Source organism: Dokdonia sp. PRO95, assembly GCF_000355805.1.
GTDB lineage: Bacteria > Bacteroidota > Bacteroidia > Flavobacteriales > Flavobacteriaceae > Dokdonia.
Genome location: NZ_CM001837.1, coordinates 3,288,267 through 3,305,093, shown reverse-complemented (window position 1 = coordinate 3,305,093; position 16,827 = coordinate 3,288,267). Strand labels below are relative to the sequence as shown.

Sequence of the window (16,827 nt, the reverse complement as noted above, 5' to 3'; positions counted from 1 at the left end):
TAACAATCACAAATATTGTGATTACAGATCCAATGGTAACTGTAACTGGTGGACCTATTGATTTAGCAGTTGGAGATGTTGACACGGATACGTTCAGCGCTGTTTATACAATTACACAAGCAGATGTGGATGCAGGTGGAGTAACAAACCAAGCACTTGCTACGGGACAGAATCCTGATGGTGATACTGTAACAGATACTTCTGATGATGATAGTAACCTTGAAGATGACATTACTGTAACAGACTTACCGCAAGGAGCTAGCATAAGTTTGATCAAAACAGCTGTATTTAATGATGTAGATGGTGACGGATTTGCACAAGTAGGCGAAACCATTACATATAACTTCACAGTAACAAACACTGGAAACGTAACGGTGACAAACATTATTATTGAAGATCCATTAGTGATTGTATCTGGCGGACCTATCGATTTAGAGCCAGGTGAAACAGATAGCACTACATTTGTAGCTGTTTATACTATTGTTCAAAGTGATATAGATGAAGGTTTTGTAACTAATCAAGCCATTGCAACAGGGCAAGATCCTGATGGTAATGATGTTGTTGATATTTCAGACGATAATAACAGTGTCGAAGATGATGAAACAGTTACTAATCTTCCAATCGAAAGTTCAATAGCTTTAGAGAAAGTAGGAACAACTCTCGATATTGATGGTGATGGCTTAATTCAAGATGGAGAAGTAATTCAGTACACATTTACTGTGACGAATACAGGGTCACTTCCACTGGATAACATTATGATAACTGACCCATTAGTAACAGTTGATGGAGGACCTATATCACTATTACCAGGAGAGTCAGACAGCACAACATTTACAGCAACTTACATTGTAACTCCTTTTGATATAGCAAATGGATTTGTACTAAATCAAGCTATCGTAGATGCAACAAACTCAAACGGTGAAAGTGTAACAGATTTATCTGATGACCCTAACAACGATGAAAATGTTGATCCTAATATGGATGGTAACCCGGATGATCCAACACTCACTAATTTTGAAGGTGTTCTTAATATATTTGATGTTGAAGTGTTCAATGGGATCTCACCAGATGGTGATGGAGTGAATGACTTCTTCATTATTGAAGGAATAGATGCCTTCCCGGATAACAACGTTCAGATATTTAATAGATGGGGAGTTCAAGTTTTTGAACAAGATGGCTATACAAATGATCCAAGTACTGGTTTTAAAGGTATCTCTGAAGGTAGAGCTACTATTGGAACAGATGATGGATTACCAGCTGGAACGTATTATTATCTTATTACTTATCAGACACCAGACGGTCTGAAGAGAAAGAGTGGATATTTATACATTAATCGTTAATATAAATCACGCTTTCGCGAAAGCGTCATAACAACTATCATAAATAATATTTGACTTTTTGAAATTTTAATGAGATTAGGATAAAATAATCAAATTTCTAGATGAAGTACACTAAGGTAGCGTGAAACATCTTTTAAATTATTAATTATTCAAATTGAGCTATTTTTACCAAAAAGTCACTTATTATAGGTGCAACAAATAAAGTTAGAATGAAACAACTACATCTTATAGTCCTATTAATTATTACGGGTTTGAGTCTTACAGAAGTAAGTGCCCAACAAGACCCTCAGTATACACAATACATGTATAATACTGTAGCTATAAATCCGGCTTATGCAGGTAACAGAGGAGTTACCAGTATAGTAGGATTACACAGAAGTCAATGGGTAGGCCTTGAAGGGGCTCCACGTACACAAAGTTTAAGTATACATTCTCCAATAGGTGAAGGTAAAGTTGGACTAGGTTTATCAATCGTGAATGACGCACTAGGACCAGCACAAGAAACTTACATAGGAGCAGACTTTAGTTATACGATAAACACATCGAATAGTGGCAGACTAAGTTTCGGTTTAAAAGCAGGAGGACACGTTCTTGATGTTGATTTTTCAAAGCTTACACTTTTTGATGTTTCTGACCCTCGTTTTTCTCAAAGTATAGATAATAAAATCTCGCCAATTATAGGTGCAGGACTTTACTACCATACGGATAGATTTTATGCTGGATTAAGCGCACCAAACCTTATTCAGACAGAACATTTCGATGAAAGTAATAATAGTAACTCAGCTAGTTTTGTGGCTGAAGAGCGTATCAATTATTACGGTATCATGGGATATACGTTTGATATTAATGACCAGCTTAAGTTTAAGCCTAGTACTTTAGTTAAACTTGTGTCTGGGGCACCGTTGCAAGTTGATATTACCGCAAACTTTTTAGTAATGGAAAAATTACATTTAGGAGCGGCTTATAGATGGAGTGCTGCTTTGAGCGGACTTGTAGGTTTCCAAGTTTCAGATAGTATGCTTATAGGTCTTGCTTATGACCGAGAAAGTACTGATTTAGGAAATACAGTCTATAATGACGGAAGTTTTGAAGTGTTTTTACGTTTTGAACTTTTCAACGAGTATGACAGAATGTTAACCCCAAGATTCTTTTAATAAAAGTCTACTATGAAATATATTACTATTGCACTCCTTTTATTAACTACCATTGTAGGAAATGCTCAAGAAGGAAAAATAGAGAGAGGAACAAAAAATTTTAATCAGTATGATTTTGTTGATGCTCAAAAAATTTACCAAAAAGTCGCAGATAAAGGTTACGAGTCTGCAGACTTATTTAAAAGATTAGGTGATTCTTATTATCTTAATGCACGTTATGATAAAGCTGCTGTATATTTTGGTAAACTAATTAAAGAATTTCCAGAAGTAGCAGAAGCAGAAGCATACTTTAGATACGCACTTTCATTAAGAGCTACAAAAGATTACGCATTGTCGGATAGAATGATGTCTAGATTTTTTGATATAAAAGAAGATGATAAAAGAGCAGTGCTATTCAAAGAAACTCCGGATTACCTTAGGGAAATCGATTATCAAAAAGGTTCTTATGATGTTGCAATAACGACAATTAACTCTGGTTATTCTGATTTTGGCCCTATGCTATATAAGGATAAACTTATTTTTGCCTCAAATAGGGATACTGGATCTTTTACAAAGCGTATTCATAAGTGGAACGGTCAGCCTTTTTTAAACTTATATCAAGTAAGTTTAAATAAAGTAGATCAAGACGCTGGTAATAGGTATGTGGAGAAATTTAGTGCTTATTTAAATACACAATACCATGAAAGTACTCCTGTATTTACAGAAGATGGTAAAACTGTGTACTTTACCCGCAATAATTATAACAATGGGAAGTATAGAGAAGATAACGACGGAACAAATAAATTAAAACTGTACAAGGCATCACTAGTAAAAGGTAAATGGACAGATTCTCAAGAGCTTCCATTTAATAGTGATGAATACACAGTGGCACATCCAGCATTAAGCGTTGATGGTAAGCGTTTATATTTTTCATCAGATATGCCTGGTAGTTTTGGACTTTCTGATTTATGGTATGTGTCAATCAATGAAGATGATACTTATGGAACTCCTGTGAACTTAGGAAGTGACATCAACACTGAAGGTAGAGAATCATTTCCATTCATTAGCTCAGAAAATGATATTTACTTTGCCTCAGATGGTCATCCAGGTTTAGGAGGTTTAGATCTGTTTGTTACTGCTTTAGGAAAAAACGGTGAAACTGCAGAAATCTTGAACTTAGGAGAGCCAGCAAATACTTCAAAAGATGACTTTGCATTTGTAATTAATAATGAAGCAAATGTAGGTTTCCTGTCATCTAACCGTGGTAATAGAGGTATTGATGATGATATTTATATGCTTAAGCAAATAAACAAACCTTCTATTCCTTGTGATATTTTGTTATCTGGTGTTGTAACTGATAAAAATACAGGAGCATATCTTGAAGGTGCCACAGTAAGTTTATATGATACAAATAATAATCTTTTTAAATCTGTAGTGACTGGAGCATCGGCAGCTTTTGCTTTTATTCCTGATTGTGATAAAATTTTCCTTATTCGCGCAGAGAAGGAAGGATACAATACTTCTGAAAAAATGGTTACAACGCCTAATGTTTCATCTGAATTAGAAGAGATATTACAACTAGAGAAAACATTAAAGCCTGTAGTTCCAGGTGATGACATTGCAAAAATATTAGACCTTAATCCTATCTACTTTAACTTTGATAAGTACGACATACGTCCTGACGCAGAGGTTGAACTTGCAAAGGTGTTAGTTTACATGGAAACATATCCTTCTGTACGTATAGACGTAAGATCTCATACAGATAGTAGAGGTAGAGATGCATATAACCTCAACCTATCACAAAATAGAAATATTTCAACTAGAGATTGGCTTATTTCAAAGGGAATAAGTGCCTCTAGATTAACTGGAAAAGGTTATGGAGAGACACAACTTGTTAACGACTGTGGTAATGGTGTACGTTGTAGCAAAGAGCAACATCAATTAAATAGACGTAGTGAATTTATAGTAGTAAGCAATTAGTACTAGAATCTCATATATTAATAATAAGAGCGCCTCAATTGAGGCGCTTTTTTTATGAGTTATTTGTATTTTTACAATGCTTATGAAAGAAGAATTAGTCATCCTTGTGGATGAAAATGACAATCAAATAGGGCTTATGCCCAAAATGGAAGCTCATGAAAAGGCTGTATTACATAGAGCTTTTTCAGTGTTTGTTTTTAACAATAAGAACGAACTTATGTTACAACAACGAGCATTACATAAATACCACAGCCCTGGTCTTTGGACAAATACCTGTTGTAGTCATCAACGTGAAGGTGAAAGCAATGTGGATGCTGGTATGCGACGTTTACAAGAGGAAATGGGATTTTCGGTCCCATTAGAAGAGACCATCTCTTTTATTTACAAAGCTCCATTTGACAATGGCCTTACAGAGCATGAACTAGATCATATTCTTATAGGTCACTCTGAGCAATCGCCAGTCATCAATGAAGATGAAGTAGCGGCTTGGAAATGGATGGATCTAGAAGATGTGAAAACTGATATCGCAAATCATCCAGAACTATATACGGAGTGGTTTAAAATCATATTTGATAAATTCTATACCCACATTAAGAGATGAGAATAACAGCACATAGAAAGGCGCATTTTAATGCTGCTCATAGATTATATAGAGAAGACTGGGACGACGCAAAAAATATGCAAATATTTGGGAAATGTAGTAATCCCAATTTCCACGGTCATAATTATGATCTCACCGTTAGTGTAAGTGGAGAAATAGACACTGAAACGGGATTTCTCATTGACTTAAAAATTCTAAAAGATATTATTAAAGCAGAGGTAGAGGATTACTTAGATCACAAAAATCTCAATCTCGAAGTTCCAGAATTTAAAAAGCTCAATCCTACTGCAGAAAATATAGCTGTTGTTATTCATAATCGTATAAAAGCTGTTCTAGAAGATAATTTTGATTTAGAAGTCACATTATATGAGACACCGCGTAACTTTGTAACTTATAAAGGCGAATAAGTATGGCATTAAAATTAGGAGATAGAGCACCTGGTTTTACACTAAAAAATCAAGATAACGAGGCAGTTGTAGTAGACGAATTGATAGGGAAGGTACCTATGGTCATTTATTTCTACCCTAAAAATTTTACACCTGGATGTACTGCTCAGGCTTGTAGCTTTAGAGATCAATACCAAGATTTTACAGATGCAGGAGCAAAAGTATTCGGTATAAGTGCAGATAGTGTAGAGAGCCATAAACGCTTTAGAGCAAAACATAATTTGCCATTTGACACGCTTTCAGACGCCAGTAATAAGGTGCGTAAAAAATATGGTGTTAAGAATGAACTATTAGGACTGTTGCCTGGTAGAGAAACTTTCGTAATAGACGCAAGCGGAATTATAAAGATGCGTTTCAACAGTATGATGGCTGCAAAGCATATACCTAAAGCGCTTGCAGTTATTAAAGGATTGTAATGTAAATAACGTTTTCGCGAAAGCGTAATTATTTTATACCACCACAAATATAAAAGGGAGATGCTTAGCATCTCCCTTTTTATGTTATATAGATTTTACAAAATCTAAAAATACCTTTTTATGTAGATCGAGATCTAAATCTGGCGAGAGAGAAGCTCTCACGATGTAATCTTTATCACCTTCCTTTGTAGTTCCTTGTGTGGATGTCGCTGGAATTGTCCAGTAACAGCCTTTGAGCTGGCCGTAGCTTACACAAAACTTACTTTCATTAGGAATCTCTGTAATCATTAAGTTAATGAGTTTAAGATTAAGAGCTCTTTTATATTGCTCTCTTTCTATATCATTGGTTCCTTTAGTTGGTAAGTCCAGAGAAAATACAGAAGGAGTAAATCCTTGTGCTGCTAGCTCTTCTGATACAAAATTAATTTTTGCATCAGGAAGTTCTTTTTCTATAAAGGTCACAAACTCACGCGTATTTACATAAGCTGCGGCTATGCGCTCGTTCATAGAAGGTAATTGTGCGGCTAGAATCTCATATTGTAAATCTGTCGCCTCGTTATCACAAAGCTCAAGGTGAAAAGAGATGCTCTTAATGAGGTCTTCTGCTTTATTGTTTACCACGCAATAGCCTGCAGTACATTTACCACCACTTGGAAATTTTGATCCGCTGGCATAGGAAATAGTGCGCACGGTAGATAGTATCTTATCTTCTCCTAAGAAATGAACATTAGGGCAAAACGTTTGGTCAAGAATAAAAACAGGGTCTATTGCCGTTGCTCCAGTAGGGGTAGTGCGTTTTTTACTAAGCGCCTCTTTTAGTTGTAAGAGATCTGGAACTTCTACTCTTGGGTTCGTCGGTATTTCTGCAATAATATAGGGTACTGCGTCCTCTGCAGCTATTTTGGTAAGCACAGTATCTACGCTTTGCACCATATCATTATCACCATCTACCGGTAGATCTACTACTTCTACATTATCAAGGCAAGCAGCAACACGTCTAGCCTGATCATTTGTACCTCCATAACAGTTAGGAGGGACAATAAATTTAATCGCCTTTCCAGGGTGTTTATTGATAGCATCGTCTACTAATCCCATCATGATAGCATATTGTATAGAAAGTCCGCTAGAAGCCACTAGAGGCTCTGTATCGGTTCCATTTACTTCTTTAATGAGTTCATGTACACGCGCTTTGTCTTTTGCCACATCACCAGCTGTGTAATCTATAGAAGCATTGTTTACCAAGGATTTTAATGCTACTAAAGAATTTGAAGGTGTCATGGCGATAGTCTCCCTTCTGCGCACATGTTGGATATCTGAAACATAGTGTACGTTCTTCTCACCATTAATAACGAGTAGACTACCTATATTTTCATATACACTTACGTGAAAATCAACGCTGTTTGCTATAGGTTCTGCCTTTATTTGGTCCTCTTGCGAGAGATAAACAGTACTCCCGTCAAAAGCCGAAATATCTTCTGGGCCGTCCACTTGATTAAGTTCAAAGTGGTATCCGTAAACTTTTCTCAAGGCTTCTGCATCAAAAATCGAAGGAAGCTTTCCCGTATAGTTGATTTGTGTCTTTTTACCGTCTAATAAATTCTTTCTCAGCACGGCAAGTACTGGAACGGTTATAGAATCAAAGCTAATAACACTATCTGCTTCAAGGTCTAGTAATCTCGCAACGCTCCATTCTAGAATACTAGAAAGTGGGTGGCCTAACCTTATGTAATCATAAGCAGTAGGAAGATTTGCTAGAGCAGCAGTAGTTGCATTTTTCTCATTGTATAAAGCTTCAAATTCATCTAAAAACTCAGATTTTGCAAGCTGTTCATTATAAATATCCAATCGATGGGTGGTGAGGCCTATCCAGTCGTTGGGCATATTATCGAGTACTTCTTTGATGTAGTGTAACATTTATAAGTTTTAAAAGTGTGTCTTCATCACATAAAGACACCTTGAATATTAATTTTTTAAAGGATAATTTTAGACGCTTTTATCAGCTATTCCTAACAGTAAATACTCTCAAATAGTACTTATTTCAATTAGTGTAAATGTGGCTAATTACAAGTAATGTAAACCATTAATTTACTTAAAAATTCACGTAAAGTATGAGCAGATAAAACGATTTTACAAAAGTATGCGAGTCGCTTGCAATAGCAAAGACTCGCACTGTGAATTATTATTTTTTAATGAAGGTTTAACAATGAAATGGCACAGCTTGCAAATAGCCAAGCTATGATACATTGAAAACCTATAGTGATGATTGTTATCTAATTTTTGATTATCGGCAGTTCGATAGATGATGCGTGTACCGCAGAGTGATGGATCTTATTATGCGCTACAATACCTTCTTTTTCATCATAATTATTTCCTCCTGTATTTAGATTGCGAGCAAAACGTGGGAAGTTACTGCTTGAGATTTCTACACGAATACGATGTCCCTTTTTGAAATAGTTACTAGTAGACATTGGTGTGAGGTCTATTTTGTACACCTCGCCCTTTTTCATAAATACCTCTTTGTCATATCCTTCTCGGTATCTTGCACGCTGTATCGTTTCATCCAGATTGTAAGCTGTACCGTCAGGGTACACATCAATCAGCTTGATAGTAAAGTCGGTGTCTTTTGCATCAGATGATACGTATAAGGTGCTATTTATAAAACCAGATACTTCTACGCCTTCTTCTAGCGGATCTGTGGTATACACTAAGATATCGTTTCTAGTTTCCATTTGTTGTTGATCAAAAGCGCCACCTTGAACTGCGTTACCTGTACAACATACATTACCACCATAAGAAGGAACCGGTTGCATTGGATCATATGTAAACCCGTCTGCATTATCTGCAGTAGCTTTGCTGGTGGATAACTTTCCGTTTCCAAAACGGCTATTAGCATTTCCATTACTATTTAAATAATAGGTGGTAGGTTTTGCTTTTTTAGGAGGCCAGGTTTCGGCAGCTTGCCACTTATTGCTTCCCATGGTGTAGTATTGAACCCTAGGTGTTTTTTCTTTAAAATCATTCTTTTCGCCCTTGAGCCATAAATCAAACCAGCCATAAATCTGCTCTTCATAATTGAGTGTTGCATCACCTACGCTGCGCTCTCCCACAATTGTATTTTCGGTTGCTCTTGTGTATGCACAGTGTAGGGTAGGAGCAATCACGAGATATTGATTATCTCTTACAGTGGCATCCTTAGTATTATTTCTAACGTGATTAAATAGTGCTAGGTTAGGAGTGATAGAAACATCATACCAAGAGGCAAACCAGAAACTAGGGACACCAATATCTTTGTTGTCATGATAGATTCCTCCTTCAAACCATGCTTTGTCGTTAGGTTTACGACGTATCATTTTGTCAAAAATCTCGTTCTTACCGTTGATGTTTTTTAATATATCTTGAATAGGTAAGTGCTTCAAAGCCTCTGCCATATCCACTGGCGGATTTTCTGGTGCTAAATCATAAAATCGTGAAATTCTAATTAAATCCTCTTGTGTCGCTCCTGCGGGAATACGAGGTTTAAATTTATCATGTTCCACACCATACAACCAGGAGAAAAAGAGCATTTGCTCAACACCACCGCGATACCAATTTCCTTGCTCTTGAATATCGCCTATTCTCCCTACGCCAGCTCCATAGCCTTGCGGTACCATAGCTGCATGTGAAGGATGGTCTAATGCTGCAACCGCCATTTGCCACTCTGCAGTAGAGGAGCAGCCAAGTGTGCCAATTTTCCCATTAGACCAAGATTGATTTTTCATCCATGTAAAGGCATCATACCCATCTGTGAGCGGTACGCCTAGTATATCCCATTCGCCTTCAGAGTAGTATCTTCCTCTTTCATTTTGAACCACGTAAGCATATCCTCTTTTTACAGCTTCTAGCGCTCTTTCGGCGGTTCTTGTTCTTTGTTTCCCATCTCCCCAAGAATTAAAATTATAAGGAGTTCGCGAGAATATAATAGGAACCTTACCACTCGTTTTTGGTCTATAAATATCAGTAGCGAGGCGTATGCCATCACGCATAGGCATCATGACCTTTTGATCTACAATAGCTATTTGTTCAAGTTCGGCGAGCACATCGTTTTGTGCGTAAAGAGTGTCGCTCGATATCATAGACATCGCAAGCGCAAGAAATAGAAAAAACGTAATTTTCTTCATCGTATAGGGATATTAGATTGTAATGAGGATTACAACAGTTAAGCAATAAATATGATTCTAAATATACAATGAATTTATTGGGGCTGATAATTTTTGTGGTAACAAGTATTTAATTTTGAGGGTGGTAAGGTGTCACTTCTCCCTAATTAAAGCTATTGCTTTCTTAATATATAGATCACTGTCATAGTGTAGCGCACTCTCTTTTATCTCATGATCTAGTCGTAATCCTTTACGTTGCACACCTTCATCATTTGGATAGAAAGCACCCACTGCTGTAAAATCAATTTTAGTACCGTCCATGAGTGGTACTTCATTTCTATTCATAACCGCACCAAAGGTTTGCTCACCTATGGTAATACAGTTAGGTGATGCTTGGATAGCCATTCCCATCCATTCTGCCATGCTTGCCGTTGTTCTATCTACTAGCAATACTACTTTTCCTTTAAAGTAGTTCTTATTTTTCTTTCCCGCTTTAAATGGGTCCATGATAAAACTTGTCGCCGCATTTGCTCCATAGTTTCCATAAGCAGGTTTTACTGCGGTTAACGCTTTTAAAAATGATGTTCTCTCTGGATACAGATACTTTGCGATATCTGCAATATTTATATTCCTCGGATAGTTACGTAGATCTATGATGACACCTTTAAAATGCTCAAAATCGCGAAAAGCTTCTTTCAGTTGGTTTTTATCAATCTTATTTAGATTTATATATCCAATCTTATCACTTATTTCTTTCCAATCCTCACTTTCAGAAGGCTTTAAGCGTTCATACTTTTGGTAGGGATATGCTAAAGGGCTTAGTTGGATATACTGCTCTTTGTTCTGACCATTTGTTTTTAAAATACTGACAAGAACCGAATCTTTAGCCGATGCCAGTAAATAGGTTTTTTCAATAGCGCGCCTTAGATGGTTCTTGTTTGAGGCACTTATTACATTAGAAAATTTAGTGTTGTAATAGGTTTCAAGTTTAACGCCATCCACGGCATAAATTACGTCGCCTTTAGTTAATGAGTCCTCTTGAAATATCTTTGTATTGTACACAGATGTAATCACTAAGGAATCATTAATGATTCTCCCGCCAAAGTTTGGAAACTTGTCTAATGAATCTAGCGTATAGCTATATTGATAATTGGAATGCGAATCGTTGAGCTTGCTAAATAAATGCTCCTTGGCTTTTTCAAAATTCTCCTTTCCTTCAGCGCTAAAAGCTGGTATTAGTTTGCTAAGAGTTTGTTCCCACGGTGTATCTGTTAGGTGTAAATTCACATTCCAATAATTCATCGTATTCCAGAACGAAGCAAGAAAGAGTAGCCTATGTACATCATTAGTGTAATCGAAATCTGCTAGGGCACCGTCATTACTAAAATCAATAGAACTGCTTAGTTTTTTGATGTCAGCATAATGACTTTTATAGTTGGCGTTATTTTTTAAGTCGCTTAGTAGTTGCGATAGCTGAGCGCTATAACCAGACTCAAGAATCCACTTGAAATTCTGATTTTTGGCAAAAAGCTCTTGTTCAAAGTTCTCTTTTATGTCAAAATCAGAGGTGCCATAACTTTCTATCCAAGCAATCATTTCCTTGTTAAAAGCTTCCTTTGTATCTAGTGAGGGCAGTTTTTGATATTCCTGAATAAATTCTTTATTGACGTTATAGGCGCCGTTACTTATATCTGGGTGGTAATATTTTAGTAAACCCCATATTTTAATAAAATGCTCCACTTTTTCATGTTCATCTATTTGACTAAATGAACTGGTAAGATGTAAGCAGAGTAGGAGAACTAAAATATATTTCATAAAGATTTTAATTGTTACAGGCACGCTTTCGCGAAAGCGTAATTACTCAAACCATATCAAGTAAATGGGTAGACATTTTTCTATTCATTCTAATTTCTGACTACATCACCTTTTTTTAATGTACTTGCATCTACTGCATTGTCAAATGTATACTCGGTAGATATGAGGCCATTAGTTGCAGATGGAATTTTAACATTAAAATGTAGGTGCTCAACGGTGGTAAAACCCGTCATTCCGCTAATCGCGATGGGTTGACCTTTTTCTACATAATCACTAAGCTCAACGATTGCTCCTTCATAGTTTAAGTGTACATATTGAGAGTACAAACCACTGTCAGGATGGTAAACGGTTAGGTAATTACTTCTATCATTGTCCCTCCATTGCTGGCTTGTACCATGATCTTTGTATTTCTCAATCAAGCTTACCACATATCCATCATCTACACTTACGATGGTATCCCCTATGCTTAGATCGAAATCAATAGCATACTTACTCGTGATTTTATTATGAGAAAAGCTGTTGTTAAAGCCTTGTATGATTTTGTATTGTTTGCCCTTTGGAAATGGTAATCCTATGCTACTTTTATTGATTTTACGCTGTAAATCCCCATATTCAATGCTGTATTTTGGTTTTACAGTAGATTCTACATCAGGATAATGAATCTTAATGATGGTGTCTTGCTGTTTTCTCAAGGTTACATGCCCGAATAGTGTTGCTAGGTCAGGATACGTAGCATCTTTAACAAGCCTGACGCTTATGGGACACATAAGAGGGTTCTTTAATTGAAAAGATATGGTGTCATTTTCATACGCATCTTTAAAGCTTAATTTAGCAGAGTGCTCCAATTTAGGGAAATTGTCTAGGCTATTGCAAGCTGCAAGGCAAATTATGGACAGTAAAAGGATAAGTTTTTTCAATGTTGATTTTTTAATAATTATATGCGAACCTTATATTGATTTGCAGAGCCCTAGGTCCACAAGGCTTTTTTAGGAAAGTCGCATTTTAAAGTTTGTTTACCTCAATTATCTTCTCTGTTACTATTGCTAGGTTGATATAGTTAGCATAATGCGGGCCTGTTAAATTATGAAATAATCCTCTTCGCTTTCTAAAAGGGATTTTAATGAGTGATTTTAGATTAAGGTTATTTGAAATCTTATTACTTTCAGTATGTGGAATTAGTTGGAGGAAAAGAATATCAAATGATTGATATTCTTTTCCGTTAATTGTAGTAACGCTATTAACACTCGCTTCTTTGTCTAAAAGAATTATATCCAATTTATCGTTTGATTGCTCTACACCATAATTTACAATCTGATTTGAAAAGCGTGTATAAATTCTTAAGGATCCAGATAGTGTATCTTTCTTATTTATACCGTCATTATTGGTCATTATGAATTCGCTTAAAATACCTTTTTCAATTTCTGGATGCCCTTCATTATTTATAAATGGAAAACTATTTGTTCTTTTCTTATAATCTTCAATAGTCATCACAGTTAACTCTTGAATTTCTGTTTTGAAGTTTTTAGAAGGAGTTATTATTTTGATTGAAGGTAAGCTCAATCTACCTGCTTTTTTGATTTCGAAGCGAGCGATTTTTATAAATCTATTTGAATTTTCATGATTCGAGGTCTTAGTAATTTTGCTTGTTTGACTTGTTGAATCGATTTTAATTTCTCGGAATTCAAAGGATTCGTTTGTTTCCAAATCAATTTCAATATCGTTAAACTCTGTAAATATTTCAATATTTAAAAAATTATTCAAAATTAATTGCGAACTATCAATCTCAATCTGATAGTTTTTCTTTGCATCTTGAGCTGAGGCACAGTTTATAAAAATGAACTGAACAATGAAAATTAAGAGTAATCGAACTGTTGTTTTTGACATGTATCGGCGATAAGATATTTCTAAAATAGACTAGGTTCTTTATAGTTAGATATATAAATCAGATCAACTACTCCTTCCTTTCAAAAGTTTGCACAACGTTCTTTATATCTGATATTGCTTGATTGCTTCCAGGGACGTAGGTTCCTACAAATAAATAATACCCTCCATTATCATCAAATAAGATCACTTGATACATCTCTTCGAGATTGTTGTCATTATTTGTGGCAAAGAGCTCAAAACCATCTAGTCCGTCTATTGTTATACTGTTGATTCCTTTGCTTGGAATTACGGAGTAGTCATCAGGATATTTTTTTAATCGCGAGATACAAAACAATTTTTTATCTGGGATATTTACTTTTGCAAAAGATTTATCGGTGAGTAAGCTTGCTTTATCAATACTTTCTGTTGGTGTTTTTAGATCTCTATTAAAGAGCATTCCATTACCTATGACTGCTACATATTTTAAAGATCCTACATCTTCATTTAGTGAGTAATTAAGTGCCTCTCTAGGGTTGTTTTCTACCGTAGTGTCCACAAAGGTGCTTAGTACACTTTGTTTTATTTTTTCACCTAATTCAAGAGAGTCCTTTACATACACACCATTTAGTAAGGTGCTAGATTTTTCGTCACCATAAATAAGAATGTGTTTTGAAAAAATCACCCCGTTTGCGGGTTGTTCTACATCTAGAAATATTCCATTATAGTTACCTACTTTAATTTCCTTTCTGGATTTCATTTCCATGCCTTGCGTTTTTAGCATGTCTGCATTAAAGCCTTTTGATACTTCACTGTAAGGCCCTGGGATTTCAAAAGCTATAATCATGGAAGATGGATCTTGTGGATCTTGAAAACCTTTAAAATTATCTGAAGCTGTAAATGATACCGGAGGAATCATAAAAATATTCGTTCCCTTAATTTGAAGGTGACGCTCCGTTTTTTGTGATGGTAATTCTTGCCCAACAACAATACTTGAAATGGATAATAGAAGTAGGGTGATTATTAATGAATGTTGCATTGTTATTGTTTGTTAGCCTTTCGGCGAAAATTTTAGGTTGAGGCTATCTGGTATCTAAGATGAGGTAAATATGTTTTAAATTACTTCAACTAAACTATCTGTTAGCTCATTGATTTGATCCTCATCTTCAATTATTAAGTCTATAATTTCATTAAATTTTCTCTCAAGTTCAGTATTATCAAATATTATTTCATCATCACTATAAGACCATTTTTCATTGTTTTTTTGAAGGAAGTTAATCATAGCTATCAAATTCTCACTATAATTAATGTGAGACTGTATAAATGGCTTAAAAATGGGTATTTGAATAGAGTCTTTATTATTTATTCCTTTCATTACACCTTTAAGTGTCAAGTTACTTTTTGGAATGTTGTCGTTGAGGTCATCAATAATAGATTTTCTCTTATAAAAATGATCTCTGTACAATTTAGACTGCTCTTTATAATGTTCTAGTACATCAATTTGATATTCAAACTCAGCTTGATTATTTAAAACTGAATAATCTAAAATTCGAGTGGCAGAAACTGAGTCAAATGCTTTTTGCCAATTTATCATTACAGCATTATTGATGTAGGTAAACTTTTGTAAGTTTTGATATACTTTTTGGTCATTCCCAGTGCTATTTGCTATTATTTTGGAAAGTCCATTATCGATGTTGGCACTATGTTCTTGATAGGCAGATAAACCGTCTTCTTCATTAATTATTTTGTCTTTATAGTCAGAAATAGAATTTGTTAGAGCTTCAACACCTTCAGATCTTTCTCGGTTGATATTACCAATTTCTGTCATCATTCCGAGACACATAAAGATCAATACACCATTAAAAGTATATGTGCCCGCATAAGGTTTTTTGCCTTTTATTAGATAAACCATAAATGCAAAAAATAAAAGTATTAGTGCACGCAGTCCGATTGAAGCAGAAAGGAAACCAAGACTGAATCCATTTACTCCATCTCTCTTTAAAAAAATAAACGACGAAATACCAATTACAATTAAAGCTAATACCCAGTTAACCTTAGATAACCTAAAACCTATTTTATTTTCTTTCATATTTTCTACAAACAACTAAAACCTTTTTTCGGTTAGTAAAACGCATCTATTAAAAACTCATTTATCAATTAGGGTAAAACTCTACCCTAACTCCTTCACTTCAATTTTTTACTTGCGCTATCTCTTTATATTCAGAGGGTAATTGTATACCATATACTTTCTCCATATACCAGAGTGGAGGTAACCCATTTTCAATTCGTCTTTTGTCTACATTTTTAATATCTCTTATCGGGAACTGATCAAATTGACTTGTGTAAAGACCGTAAATCTGTTGCTTGTTTTTCATCAATGATTGCTCCTCCTCAAACATTGTCCAAAAACTTTTCTTAATAGTTCCTTTGGCAATTTGCTCATCAAAATAGGGTTTGAAAAAGTTCCATACGTAATTATCTTTCCCGAAAGTTCCACGTTGATGCCATAAGATTAGCCAACCTTTCTGCTGCCAGCCATAATCTTTGGTGATTTCAATTAATCGATTCACATTTAATGAATCAATTCTGGAAATTTCTTTCCAATCGCTATTGTTGTTGCGGAATTCTTGGTCTACTGCTACCAAACTATCTACTTCTCGATAGATCTCTGGATGCTCTAGATTATTATAGAATTTCGAAATATGATTGTCATAATCACTTTCAATTTCGGTAAACAACGTCTCATTTCTAAACCTATTGAATTCATTAAAATTCAAGAAGTATTGTTCTGAGGCATTTGTGTTATGTATGGACTCAATAAGTAATTCTTTGGCTCTCTGATTTCTTTTTAAGTGTAAGGCTGCAGCTGCTGCATAAAAATATATAGAAACGTTTTTTGTTGGTTTTAATGCAATAGCTTTTTCAAAGTTTAACAACGCATCTTCATACGCTTCGTCCTTAAACTTTAACATTGCTTGTTGTTCTAGCGCATTATATTTTTTAAAGTCATTTTTATTATTCGAGCAACTCAAAATAATAAAGAAGATAATTGAGGTAGTTATTCTCATAGTTTCTTTTAAATAGGCGCACCTGATTCAGA

At 35.2% G+C, this 16,827-nt stretch carries 14 protein-coding genes; 6 read left to right on the top strand and 8 right to left on the bottom strand.

Features of this window, described 5'->3' with window-relative positions; genetic code table 11:
• The 6 genes from D017_RS15405 to D017_RS14825 all read left to right on the top strand — a co-directional run.
• Window positions 1-1,340 (top strand): gliding motility-associated C-terminal domain-containing protein (locus D017_RS15405; RefSeq protein WP_035337715.1); only part of this gene is annotated, 1,340 nt, incomplete at its 5' end.
• Window positions 1,341-1,549: 209 nt separating this feature from the next.
• Entirely contained in the window at window positions 1,550-2,494 is a 945-nt protein-coding gene (locus D017_RS14845; protein ID WP_035337712.1) for a type IX secretion system membrane protein PorP/SprF, read from the top strand.
• Window positions 2,495-2,506: 12 nt separating this feature from the next.
• The gene (locus D017_RS14840; protein WP_035337709.1) at window positions 2,507-4,453 is read left to right on the top strand and encodes an OmpA family protein; all 1,947 of its coding nucleotides are present in this window, start codon (window positions 2,507-2,509) and stop codon (window positions 4,451-4,453) included.
• A gap of 82 nt (window positions 4,454-4,535) precedes the next feature.
• Window positions 4,536-5,054, top strand: coding sequence for an isopentenyl-diphosphate Delta-isomerase (idi, locus tag D017_RS14835; protein WP_035337707.1), 519 nt, complete (start codon window positions 4,536-4,538; stop codon window positions 5,052-5,054).
• On the top strand, window positions 5,051-5,461 hold the full coding sequence (locus D017_RS14830) for a 6-carboxytetrahydropterin synthase (protein WP_035337704.1): 411 nt from the start codon (window positions 5,051-5,053) through the stop codon (window positions 5,459-5,461). The genes idi and D017_RS14830 overlap by 4 nt, the downstream gene beginning before the upstream one ends.
• A 2-nt stretch (window positions 5,462-5,463) precedes the next feature.
• Window positions 5,464-5,916 carry a peroxiredoxin gene (locus D017_RS14825; protein ID WP_035337703.1) on the top strand — a complete coding sequence of 151 codons (453 nt, stop codon included), beginning with the start codon at window positions 5,464-5,466 and terminating at the stop codon, window positions 5,914-5,916.
• A gap of 84 nt (window positions 5,917-6,000) precedes the next feature.
• Here D017_RS14825 and D017_RS14820 read toward each other — a convergent pair whose 3' ends face one another.
• The 8 genes from D017_RS14820 to D017_RS14785 form a co-directional block, all read right to left on the bottom strand.
• Window positions 6,001-7,830 (bottom strand): PLP-dependent transferase, encoded by a 1,830-nt coding sequence (locus tag D017_RS14820; RefSeq protein ID WP_035337701.1) that lies wholly within the window; start codon window positions 7,828-7,830, stop codon window positions 6,001-6,003.
• A gap of 356 nt (window positions 7,831-8,186) precedes the next feature.
• Complete coding sequence (locus D017_RS14815; protein ID WP_035337698.1) at window positions 8,187-10,073, bottom strand: CocE/NonD family hydrolase; 1,887 nt, start codon at window positions 10,071-10,073, stop codon at window positions 8,187-8,189.
• A 132-nt stretch (window positions 10,074-10,205) separates the two neighbouring features.
• Window positions 10,206-11,867: a S41 family peptidase gene (locus tag D017_RS14810; RefSeq protein WP_035337696.1), complete on the bottom strand. Its 1,662-nt coding sequence runs from the start codon at window positions 11,865-11,867 to the stop codon at window positions 10,206-10,208.
• 89 nt (window positions 11,868-11,956) lie between these two features.
• Window positions 11,957-12,784 (bottom strand): M23 family metallopeptidase, encoded by an 828-nt coding sequence (locus D017_RS14805; protein WP_152023913.1) that lies wholly within the window; start codon window positions 12,782-12,784, stop codon window positions 11,957-11,959.
• Window positions 12,785-12,869: 85 nt separating this feature from the next.
• Complete coding sequence (locus D017_RS14800) at window positions 12,870-13,751, bottom strand: hypothetical protein (protein ID WP_035337694.1); 882 nt, start codon at window positions 13,749-13,751, stop codon at window positions 12,870-12,872.
• Window positions 13,752-13,818: 67 nt separating this feature from the next.
• The gene (locus D017_RS14795; RefSeq protein WP_035337693.1) at window positions 13,819-14,766 is read right to left on the bottom strand and encodes a hypothetical protein; all 948 of its coding nucleotides are present in this window, start codon (window positions 14,764-14,766) and stop codon (window positions 13,819-13,821) included.
• A gap of 75 nt (window positions 14,767-14,841) precedes the next feature.
• Window positions 14,842-15,816: a hypothetical protein gene (locus D017_RS14790; protein WP_152023912.1), complete on the bottom strand. Its 975-nt coding sequence runs from the start codon at window positions 15,814-15,816 to the stop codon at window positions 14,842-14,844.
• A gap of 100 nt (window positions 15,817-15,916) precedes the next feature.
• Complete coding sequence (locus D017_RS14785) at window positions 15,917-16,795, bottom strand: hypothetical protein (protein WP_035337688.1); 879 nt, start codon at window positions 16,793-16,795, stop codon at window positions 15,917-15,919.
• Window positions 16,796-16,827 lie beyond the last annotated feature (32 nt).

Bases quoted from the DNA above. Each gene is read 5' to 3' on its own strand.
- D017_RS14845 (WP_035337712.1), top strand. From the start codon at position 1,550: ATGAAACAACTACATCTTATAGTCCTATTAATTATTACGGGTTTGAGT.
- D017_RS14815 (WP_035337698.1), bottom strand. From the start codon at position 10,073: ATGAAGAAAATTACGTTTTTTCTATTTCTTGCGCTTGCGATGTCTATG.
- D017_RS14800 (WP_035337694.1), bottom strand. From the start codon at position 13,751: ATGTCAAAAACAACAGTTCGATTACTCTTAATTTTCATTGTTCAGTTC.
- D017_RS14820 (WP_035337701.1), bottom strand. From the start codon at position 7,830: ATGTTACACTACATCAAAGAAGTACTCGATAATATGCCCAACGACTGG.
- D017_RS14840 (WP_035337709.1), top strand. From the start codon at position 2,507: ATGAAATATATTACTATTGCACTCCTTTTATTAACTACCATTGTAGGA.
- D017_RS14825 (WP_035337703.1), top strand. From the start codon at position 5,464: ATGGCATTAAAATTAGGAGATAGAGCACCTGGTTTTACACTAAAAAAT.
- D017_RS14785 (WP_035337688.1), bottom strand. From the start codon at position 16,795: ATGAGAATAACTACCTCAATTATCTTCTTTATTATTTTGAGTTGCTCG.
- D017_RS14830 (WP_035337704.1), top strand. From the start codon at position 5,051: ATGAGAATAACAGCACATAGAAAGGCGCATTTTAATGCTGCTCATAGA.
- idi (WP_035337707.1), top strand. From the start codon at position 4,536: ATGAAAGAAGAATTAGTCATCCTTGTGGATGAAAATGACAATCAAATA.
- D017_RS14810 (WP_035337696.1), bottom strand. From the start codon at position 11,867: ATGAAATATATTTTAGTTCTCCTACTCTGCTTACATCTTACCAGTTCA.
- D017_RS14795 (WP_035337693.1), bottom strand. From the start codon at position 14,766: ATGCAACATTCATTAATAATCACCCTACTTCTATTATCCATTTCAAGT.
- D017_RS14790 (WP_152023912.1), bottom strand. From the start codon at position 15,816: ATGAAAGAAAATAAAATAGGTTTTAGGTTATCTAAGGTTAACTGGGTA.